Source organism: Rhizobium sp. SSA_523 (assembly GCF_030435705.1).
Lineage (GTDB): Bacteria > Pseudomonadota > Alphaproteobacteria > Rhizobiales > Rhizobiaceae > Neorhizobium.
Map to the genome: position 1 here is coordinate 50607 of NZ_CP129379.1, position 9125 is coordinate 59731.

A 9125-nucleotide genomic window follows, 5' to 3' on the forward strand; every position below is an offset into this window, starting at 1 on the left:
AGCAAACGGATGGGTCGGTCGGGTCATTGCGAGGCGCCGGCAAATCGGCGCACCAGCGCCAGCCCCTCGCCCAGCAGCGCGCGCGCATCCGCCTCGGTCTCTGCTTCGACATAGCAGCGCATTTCCGGCGCATTGCCGGAAGGCCGCAGATGAATGATGCGGCGATCGGCCAGCACCACGCGCAGGCCGTCAATATCGCTGACGGAGGCCACTGTGCCGATCGGCGCCAGGAAATCGGCGAGATTGGCGGAAGACGCACGCAGATGGCGCATCAGTGCCTGGCTCGTCTCCACAGGCATGTTTTCCAGCCGGTCGGCATCGGCCACCGGCAGCCGGATCTCGGCGGCCAGCGCCGAAAGCGGCTTTGCGGCCGCCGCCGCCTGGCACAGGCTGGCGAGAATGGGAAGGAAACTGTCGCGCGTCGGGAGGGCGGCGAGACGGGTTTCGCCGACGGTGAAATCCGAGGCGGTCAAAACGCCGCCATTGGCCTCAAAGCCCATCACCGCCGTGTCCCCGGCCTGCAGCGCGGCATTCATCTCCGCCACCACGAAAGGCGAGCCGACCCGCGTGCGCACCACATGATAGGTCCCGGCGGCCTCCAGGCCGGAATTGGAGGTGACGGGGGTCACGACCACCCGGGCGGCCAGGAAACGCGCGACGAGCAGGCCGAGGAGATCGCCCCGCAGCGGCAGGCCGGTTTCATCCGCAACGAGCGGCCTGTCGCCATCGCCATCGGTCGACACGATCGCATCCAGCCCATGCTCGCCTGCCCAGCCCTTCAGGAGCGCCACGGTCTCCTCGGAGACGGCTTCGGTATCGACGGGGATGAAGCTCTGCGAGAAGCCGAGCGGCACCACTTCGGCGCCGCTTTCGCCCAGAAGCGCGATCAGGCCCTCGCGCGCGACGCTGCTGTGCTGGTAGACGCCGATCCTGAGGCCGGCCAGGCTTGTGGTGCCGATCAGGCCGCGATAGCGCTGAAGAAACAGCGCCTGGGCCGCCTCCCCTTCATTCGGGGCGCTGGCGGGCGTCAGATCGACGATATCGCCCTTGAGCTCGGCAGCAAGCCGGGTGATCGCCGCCTCGTCGGTCTTGTCGATCTCGCCGTCGGGACGGTAGAATTTGATGCCGTTGCGGTCGGCGGGAATATGCGAGCCGGTGACCATCAGGCAGGCCGCACCGTTTTTCATCGCATAAAGGGCGAGTGCCGGCGTCGGCAGGGCGCCGCAATCCACCGGATCGAAACCGGCCCTTTGCAGGGCGCCGATACAGGTCGCGGCAATATCGGGGCTCGAGGGGCGGTAGTCGGCGCCGACATAGATCCGGCTGCCGGCCACAGCCATGCCGGTCGAAAGCAAATGCCGTGCGAAGGCCGTCGCATAAAGTGCAGACGCGTGACCCTCAAGGTCTTTCACAAGGCCTCGAAGCCCGCTCGTGCCGAATTTCACGGTCAGATCCCCAATGGTAGGTTTCGTCATGGCTGCCCGGCGAAGCCGCCGGATAGGGCGTCCCACGCGCGGGCGTCGCGGCGTTGTAGCAGCTTGAAGGTGGACGTCAACGGCATCCCGGGGGCATCCCGGGGGCATCACGGAGGCATGGCCGGGGCGCGGCGGGGGGATGGTGCAGGCATGGAGGGCCACAGTCCGCGCTCTGCGTTGACCGTGTCGGCTTGGCCCCCCGGGCTTGGAGCGGTCTCCCGGTTTGGAGCGGCCTTACAGCGTCAGGGCCGAGTTTCCGCGGCATTTCAGGCGGCGACAGGCAAACGATCCCCATTCGCCCGGAAAAGGCTACTTCCTAGCTACCAGTTAGCTATCCGGTACTAATATGGTAGCTACTGGTATCTGGTAGCTATCTGTTAACTTCGGCTAGCTAGTAGCTATCTGCTAGCCTAAGACTAGCCGATCTCTGATTCGCGAGGAGCGCCGCCATGCCAGTCATCTCATTTGCAAATCCCAAGGGCGGCGCCGGCAAGACTACGTCAGCGCTTCTCCTTGCCGGCGAACTTGCCGCCCGCGGCGCCTCGATCGCTATTATCGACGCCGACCCGGAACGCTGGATCTCCCAATGGGGCGCGCTTCCGGGCCGGCCGGAGACGATCCGCATCTTCAGCGACGTGACCGAGGATTCGATCGTCGACCTGGTCGAGGAGGCGTCCAACCAGTATCAGTTCGTCATCATCGATCTGGAAGGAACCGCCAGCCTCATGGTGGCCAATGCCATCGGCATGTCGGATCTCGTCATCATCCCGACGCAGGGCGCCTCGATGGACGCCAAGGGCGCGTCGAAGACCATCCGGCTCATCCGCAACCAGTCGCGCATGGCCAAGCGCGATATTCCCTATGCCGTGCTGCTGACCCGCGTCAGTGCCGCCGTCACCTCGCGATCGCTGAAGAATGTCCGCGAGCAGCTGCATACGGCGGGAATCGAGGTCATGACCAATTCCATCGTCGAAAGGGCCGCCTATCGCGATCTTCTGGATTTCGGCGGCCTGCTGGGAAGGCTGGATCCCAGGCAGGTGAGCAATCTCGACAAGGCGGTTCAGAATGCCATGGAATTTGCCGCCGAAGTCGTGTCGCGGCTGAAGGACATTCAAAACGGGCAGGGGAGGGCAGCCTGATGAGCAGACGTCCCAGCCTGGGTTTCGGTGAAGAGGATGACGAGGCGATCGTACCGCCTGCCGCCGATCCCTTCGATCTCAGCATGTTCCGGCCGAAACCCGCTCTGCGGCCGGACCGCCTCAAGGTGGAAGAGGCGGCTGCCAAAACCAGCTTCCGAAGCCGCGAGGCGAAACCGGCGCCGTTTCGTCCGTCTTCTGACCATCCGTCCCCTGATCATCGTTCAGCCGATGCTCGTCCGGCCCATGCTGAGGCCGCCCCTTTGGGACAAGCGGTCGAACAGCAGCCGGCTGCGGCTTCCCGCGCCGTTGCGCCTTTATCATCATCCCCCTCGGTTCGACGCCGCCGGACCGGCCGCTCGGCCCAGCTGAACCTCAAGCTCCGGCCCGAGACCATGGCGCTTTTCTATGCGCTTGCCGATGCGAAAGGCTGGGGTCTGGGCGAGGCTTTCGAAAGAGCGGTCGCCCTGCTTGAAGCCGAAATGGGCGCCGCAACCGACAGCCGCGGCGAAAGCGGGGCAGACCCGCGGACTTGACCGACGGAGCTCCATCCGGAGCCGCGCGGGCCTGGACGATCTTGGACGATCCTGAACGATTTGCGCGACGCGCCTGGCAGACTGGGGCAGGACCCCGGGGCAAAGCCGTGGGGCAGGACCAGAGAGCGAAGGCTTGCCCGAAAAAAGGGGAGGGCTTATCCGCTTTTTTGCACCCTTTGGCGAAATTCTGTCGGCTGTCCGCAGCCTTTCTGCCGCTCTTCCCCGCTCTTTCATCTGCCCTTTTTCAGGGCCTTGGCGCAGCACTTTTGTCGCCGCTTTTGAGTTTTTGTCTTGTTTTGAGTGTTTTAAATAGTTTTAGCCAAAAAAATGGCCTTTTTCTCTTTGGTTTTCAGCACGATATCGATTTTTGTCGTCGGCCAAGTACGGAAAAATGTCGGTCAAGTACGGGATGTCGTCGGCCAAGTACGGAAAAAAGTCGGCCAAGTACGGTTTCGGCATGGCTATCGCGACAGAGGGCCCGCCTCGCGCGCGCGACGATTTGTCGTCGGTCATGTACGGAATTGCCGGGCCATTTTTGTCGTCGGCCAAGTACGGAAATCCTGCGACAAAAATTAGCGGGAAAGGGTTTTATCGGACATGCGGTCCTGCCTCGGCCGCAGCTCACGGATCCTCGATCATCAGCGGCGCCATGGAGGAGGTGAGTTCGTCCCTCCGCCGCATTTCCAGCACCGTCCCATCCTTGCCCTCCTGCAGCGCCAGATCGTAATCGGGCATGGGGAAGGCCTGGGTGCGGATGACGAATTCCTTCAGGTCGTAGGCGAATTTGCGGAATTCCTGGGTGGAGCCGCTGCGCTTGTGGATTTCGCGGATGCTGTAGGTCGCGCCGCCTTTGCCGGCCGCCTTGCGCGCCAGGCGATAGATGAAGCGGCCGAGGCCGGAGCTGATGAGGAAGTAATCCTCATGCAGCGTCAGCAGCGGAATGGTCTTTTCGTTGCGCACGACGCTGGTATAGACCCAGTCGGGAATAGTGATCTCGATCATGTCGATGCGATTGGCATTGGTCCGGCTGACAACGCTGTAGCCGCCGATCAGGGGGCGGCTGTCCACCTGGCGGCGGCGGCCATTGGAGAGATTGACCACTTTGATCGTGGTATTGGCGAGCCTGTCGAGCGCCGCTTCCAGATCCTCGTAGGATTTGCCGCCATCCGACCTGCGGCAGAATTTCAGGATATGCGAGGCGCTTGGCCGATAGGTTTTCGGCGGCAGGCTCGGACGTAGCCCCTTGGCCTCCTCGCGCCGGAAGCGCTGCACCTCGTCGGCCAGGTGCGAGACCATGTTGAGGAAGATGTCATAGTCGAAGACCGTCGCAAGGCCTGTCTCGGCGCCGCCTTCAATCGTGATCAGGCTGTCCTTGAGCTCATAGCGGATGATGCCGGCATTGGCCCGCTTGCTGAGCGAGAAGGGCGCCACATCCATCAGATTGACGTCGTCCTTGATCGGCGCATCATAGACGGTGGGAACGAAGAAGGTCAGCTGCGCATCTTCCGGCGGCGCCGAGCGCAGGATCCGTTTCGGCTTGCTTTCCTGCATCAGCACGGCCGCCACATCGGCCTGCAGGCTTTCCGCGCGGATCGCCTCGCCGAGATTGCGGATCGCCCGGTTGACGGCATTGTCCTCCGCGCCGATCTGGTCCAGCTTCAGATCCGCCCAGACGCGCCGGCTGTAATAGCGCCTGAGCCGGCTCAGCGCATCCCTGTCGAGATCGCCATGGTCGCGGCCATGCAGGGCGGCAAACTGCTTGGACAGATCCTGCAGATAGGCGTTCTTCTCATGCAAAGTGAGGCTGGCGAAATCCTCGCGCGGCATGAGGGTGAATTTGGCGCGCTTCATGGGCCCGGTCAGGCTTTCTCTTGCGGCAAGGGGACAGGCACGGGATGATCCGGGCTCGATGACAGGGGCTCCATTCCGTCCGCAACCTTTCTGGGGTAAGACCTGTCGAAAACCACCTCGCTCCGGCTGCGCCGGACGCGAAGCCGATGAAATGACAGGATATGCCCGGAATGCTAGCAAAACTGACACAGCAGCTCAAGGAGATGTTGCAAAGTATTAAATATATTCAACAGGATGACCTTGCCTATCTGTCACGGGAAATGGCCGGTCTCGCAGGCCGGCTCGATCGCATCACCCAGTTGAACGCCAATCTCTACATCGATCTCGTCAAGCAGACCGCAGCAAAATATGCCGATCCGCGCTGTATTGCGGCCGCTCCCGGCCAGGTCTATAGCCAGAACAACGAAGACGGTATTATCAGCGAGATCTTCCGGCGCATCGGGACCGAGAGCCGCACCTTCATCGAGATTGCCGCCGGCGATGGAATCGAAAACACCACCCGCCTGCTTCTGGAAACCGGATGGCGGGGTCTGTGGGTCGAGGCCGGCCCGGCGGAAGCCGATTGCATCCGCAATCTGATGCGCCAGCCGATGGATGACGGCCGGCTTGTCTTCGTCAATGACCGGGTCACGCCGGACAATGTCGAGGCCATGGTCGAAGAGAGCGGCTTCGTCACGCCCGATTATGTCTCGGTCGATATCGATTACAATACGGCGCATGTCTGGCGCAGGCTGATGCGCTTTCGGCCGCGCCTGTTCTGCATCGAATTCAACGGTCATTACCCGCCGAGCCTGGATTTCGAGGTCCCCTACGACCAGGACAAGGCCTGGACCGGCACCACCCGTTTCGGCGCCAGCCTGAAGGCGCTGGAGCGGATCGGCGCCGAACACGGCTATTGTCTCGTCGGCTGCGATATTTTCGGCGTGAATGCCTTTTTCGTGCGCCAGGATCTGTGCCGGGAGGATCTGTTCATCGGCCCATACACGGCCGAACAGCATTATGAGCCGCCGCGCTACAGCGCCGTGGCCATGCGCGGCCATGCCCGCCATCTGCCCTTCGCCGACGCGTAAGGGAAAGCGCGGCCGGCGCCGTGAGAGCGGGACATAGCGCGGCATGCCTGTGCAAGGACGGCACGAGGACGGCCGAAAGACAGGGGCCGGACGGAAGAGAGTGGCCGATAATGGCCGAATGGCTGCTAATGGCCTGAATTGACGGGGGTCGGGCTGCGATCTGGATTGCAAGCGTCAGCAAATTGGCATACTGAATTGGGACAGGATTCCCGTGCTTTGCGTGCCCCGCCCCGGGGCGCAGGGCACGCCTGTGGATTTCAGTTCGCAAACAGAGAACGGATTGCATGCGCATTCTGCCTTTTCCGACACGAAACGCCCGCAAGTTTGCCCAGCCCGTGGCGGACTGGTCACAGCAGGAAATTGCAGATTTTTACCGGGCGCACCGGCTGCTCGGCGAAAACGGCGCGGCCATCGGCATTGACCGCGGCGTCAGCGATATTGGCGAACCCTGGCTGGTCTTTTTCGATCTCGCCTCCCAGGACGTCTTCCTGCATGTGGCGCGCATCGACGGACGCTGCCACCTCATCTGCGATCCGTTGAGCCTGCGCCTCTCGGCGGCCAATATCACCGCGCTGATCACCGAATTCGAATCCTCCGTCCGGGCCTATCTGTCGATCCGCTCCGGCCAGGCGAAGAATGTCGTCATCCATCCGGCCGCGCGCATCATCATGTCGATCTCCGCCATTTTCCTGCTGTTCAAGCTGGAAAACAGCGAGGCGCATGCCAAGGGCCTTTCCGACAAGGCGTTTTCGGATAAGGATTTCTCAGACAAGGGTTTCTCCGATAAGGGTTTTGCGAACAAAGGCTTTGCCGACAAGGCTTTTCCCGATAAGGCCGCCGCCGATGCCGGCATTGGGGGCCGGCTGTCGGAAAAGACCGGTACGGCCTTCCTGCGCGCCCAGAACGCCTTTTCCCGCGCCTTCGATGCGGTTGACGCACCGGCCAATGCGGCCCTGCTGGCCGGCGTGATCCTGGCGGCCGAGCTTGCTTTGTCGGTCGACGCCAAGACCACTTCCCTGCCGGTCGAGGCCGAGAAGCCGGCGCTGCTGTCGCAGCATGCCGAGGAGCCGATCCTGCAATACCTCGGCTCCGACCTGCACAAGATGATGGCGCAGCAGACCGAGACATCCGTCCATATCCGCGCCTTCGAACAGGCGGCCGCTCCGGCCGAACTGTCGAGCCGCGACAGGGTGGAGGACGCCAAGGCGACCGGCCTGCTTGCTCCGCAGCAGGTGGTGCTGAAGCAGGTCGAGGTGGCGGTCAGCGCCGCGCTCGATCACAAGGAGACCGCAAGCCAGCCGGCCAAGCCCGCCGATGTCATTCTCGTTTCCGAACCCATGGCCCGCAGCGCCGAAGCGCCGCCGGCGGCAGACAGCACGGCGACTGCCAGCAGCGGCCTGAAGGCCCTGACCGGCGACACGGTCAAGACCGGCGCGCTGCCCGCATCGGACAGCAAGGCGGAGAGCGGCGCGGCCGCACCGCCGAAGCAGGAGGCCAAGCCCCAGATCGCCGTATCTCTGGATACGCTCGACAGCCTGGTGAGCAAGGTCGGCTTTGCTTCGAAGACCAGTTTCGACGATGTGAAGTCCTATGCGTTCAAGGAATATCTGACGCAGAAAATGGGCGGCCAGTTCACCTTCGAATATCAGAGCGGCAAGCTTCTGATCGAGCAGGCGGGCAGCGATGCGCTGCCGACAAGCGCGCTCGGTATCTGGACCAATGTCGCGCCCGACCACAGCACCATGACAGTGGTCGGCAAGGCCGCGCTGATCGATGACGTGCTGAGCTATTTCGGCTGAGCGATTTCGGCTGAGCGATTTCGGCTGGGAGGGGGCGCGTCCCGGCCCCATCCTCTTGAAAAATCCGGTTTTTTCAGACCTTGCAGAGCTTTCGGTAAAGCGCTGCATAGCTTTGCGTCATCCTGTCGGCGGTGAACAGGGTTTCATAGCGCAGCCTTGCGGCGGCGCCGAAGCGCCGGCACAGCTCCTCATCCTGCCACAGCCTCTGCATCGCCGCGGCCAGCGCGGCCGGATCCTCCGGGGCAATGGTGAGGCCGGTCTCGCCCTCACGGTTCACATAGGTGGTGCCCGTGCCGATCTCGCAGGAAATCATCGGCTTGCCGGCCATGGCGGCTTCCACCAGCGACAGGCCGAAGGCTTCCGAGCGCAGATGCGAGGGAAAGGCAAAGGCGCGGCAGAGCGAAAGAAGCGCCGCCTTGTCGGCATCGTCCAGCGGTCCCAGCACATGCAGATTGGCAAGGCCATCGGCCAGGGCGCGGGCCCGGAAACTCTCCTCCGCTTCGCCGCCGCCAATCATCACCACGGGCAGGCCGGTGCGCCGCGCCGCTTCATAGAGAATATGGATGCCCTTGTAATAGCGCAGCACGCCGACGAAGAGAAAGAAGCCGTCGGGAAAGCGGGCCCGCCAGCGCGCCAGGCGTTCGGGCTCGGCGATCGGCATATCGGCCTCGTCGAGCCCGAGCGGGATGACCTCCACGCGGTCGCGATGCGCCGACAGGACCGGGCTCGAGGCAAGATAGTTGGGCGAGGTGGCAATGATGCGATCGGCGCGGGCGAGGAAGCGGTGCATCAGCGGCGCGTAGAGTTTCAGCAGCAGCTTCTGCTTCACAATATCGGAGTGGTAGGTCACCACCACCGGCTTGCCATGCGCAATTGCAAATTCCACCAGATCCATGAAGGGCCAGGGGAAATGATAATGGATGAGATCGGCCTCCCTGGCCAGCCGGCGGAAGGCGGGAAAGGCGGCGCGCGAAAAACCGGTCGAGGCCAGATCGATATCCTGGCGGACCTGGATCACCCGGTGATCGTCGAAGAAAAAGGGTTCTGGCTTCGGCGCGGGGCTGAGCGCCAGGACATCGGCGGTCACGCCATGGGCGTGGCAGCCCTTGGCCAGCGCATGAATGGTACGCTCCACGCCGCCGAACGTATCGGGCCAATAGGTCTTGAAGAAATGCAGAACGCGCATGCCGATCTATTGGCCCATCTATGTGCTGCCCCGCTTCTTTATACCGTGCCCCGCTTAGGGGAAACTTAGCCC

The 9125-nt window shown here is 63.0% G+C and carries 8 protein-coding genes; 4 read left to right on the forward strand and 4 right to left on the reverse strand.

What is annotated here, in order from left to right; translation table 11 throughout:
- Window positions 1–23: 23 nt before the first annotated feature.
- Window positions 24–1475 (reverse strand): phosphomannomutase, encoded by a 1452-nt coding sequence (locus QTJ18_RS00195; RefSeq protein WP_252755434.1) that lies wholly within the window; start codon window positions 1473–1475, stop codon window positions 24–26.
- A 449-nt stretch (window positions 1476–1924) separates the two neighbouring features.
- Between QTJ18_RS00195 and QTJ18_RS00200 the strand changes: the two genes are divergently transcribed.
- Together QTJ18_RS00200 and QTJ18_RS00205 are read left to right on the forward strand one after the other, a co-directional pair.
- A complete protein-coding gene (locus QTJ18_RS00200; RefSeq protein WP_252755433.1) occupies window positions 1925–2614 on the forward strand; it encodes a ParA family protein in 690 nt (229 codons plus the stop codon).
- Complete coding sequence (locus QTJ18_RS00205; protein WP_252755432.1) at window positions 2614–3147, forward strand: stability/partitioning determinant; 534 nt, start codon at window positions 2614–2616, stop codon at window positions 3145–3147. Before QTJ18_RS00200 ends, QTJ18_RS00205 begins: the two co-directional genes overlap by 1 nt.
- 315 nt (window positions 3148–3462) lie before the next feature.
- On the opposite strand, the gene QTJ18_RS00210 is transcribed toward QTJ18_RS00205, so the two are convergent.
- Both QTJ18_RS00210 and QTJ18_RS00215 read right to left on the reverse strand, forming a co-directional pair.
- Window positions 3463–3696, reverse strand: coding sequence for a hypothetical protein (locus QTJ18_RS00210; RefSeq protein ID WP_252755431.1), 234 nt, complete (start codon window positions 3694–3696; stop codon window positions 3463–3465).
- Between the two features lie 72 nt (window positions 3697–3768).
- Window positions 3769–4998 carry a replication initiator protein A gene (locus tag QTJ18_RS00215; protein WP_252755430.1) on the reverse strand — a complete coding sequence of 410 codons (1230 nt, stop codon included), beginning with the start codon at window positions 4996–4998 and terminating at the stop codon, window positions 3769–3771.
- Between the two features lie 170 nt (window positions 4999–5168).
- Between QTJ18_RS00215 and QTJ18_RS00220 the strand changes: the two genes are divergently transcribed.
- Both QTJ18_RS00220 and QTJ18_RS00225 read left to right on the forward strand, forming a co-directional pair.
- Complete coding sequence (locus QTJ18_RS00220; RefSeq protein ID WP_252755429.1) at window positions 5169–6068, forward strand: hypothetical protein; 900 nt, start codon at window positions 5169–5171, stop codon at window positions 6066–6068.
- 284 nt (window positions 6069–6352) lie between these two features.
- Entirely contained in the window at window positions 6353–7867 is a 1515-nt protein-coding gene (locus tag QTJ18_RS00225; protein WP_252755428.1) for a hypothetical protein, read from the forward strand.
- A 73-nt stretch (window positions 7868–7940) separates the two neighbouring features.
- Here the strand turns inward: QTJ18_RS00225 and QTJ18_RS00230 are convergent, their stop codons facing one another.
- Window positions 7941–9053, reverse strand: a complete 1113-nt coding sequence (locus QTJ18_RS00230) for a glycosyltransferase family 4 protein (RefSeq protein ID WP_252755427.1) — start codon at window positions 9051–9053, stop codon at window positions 7941–7943.
- Window positions 9054–9125: the final 72 nt, after the last annotated feature.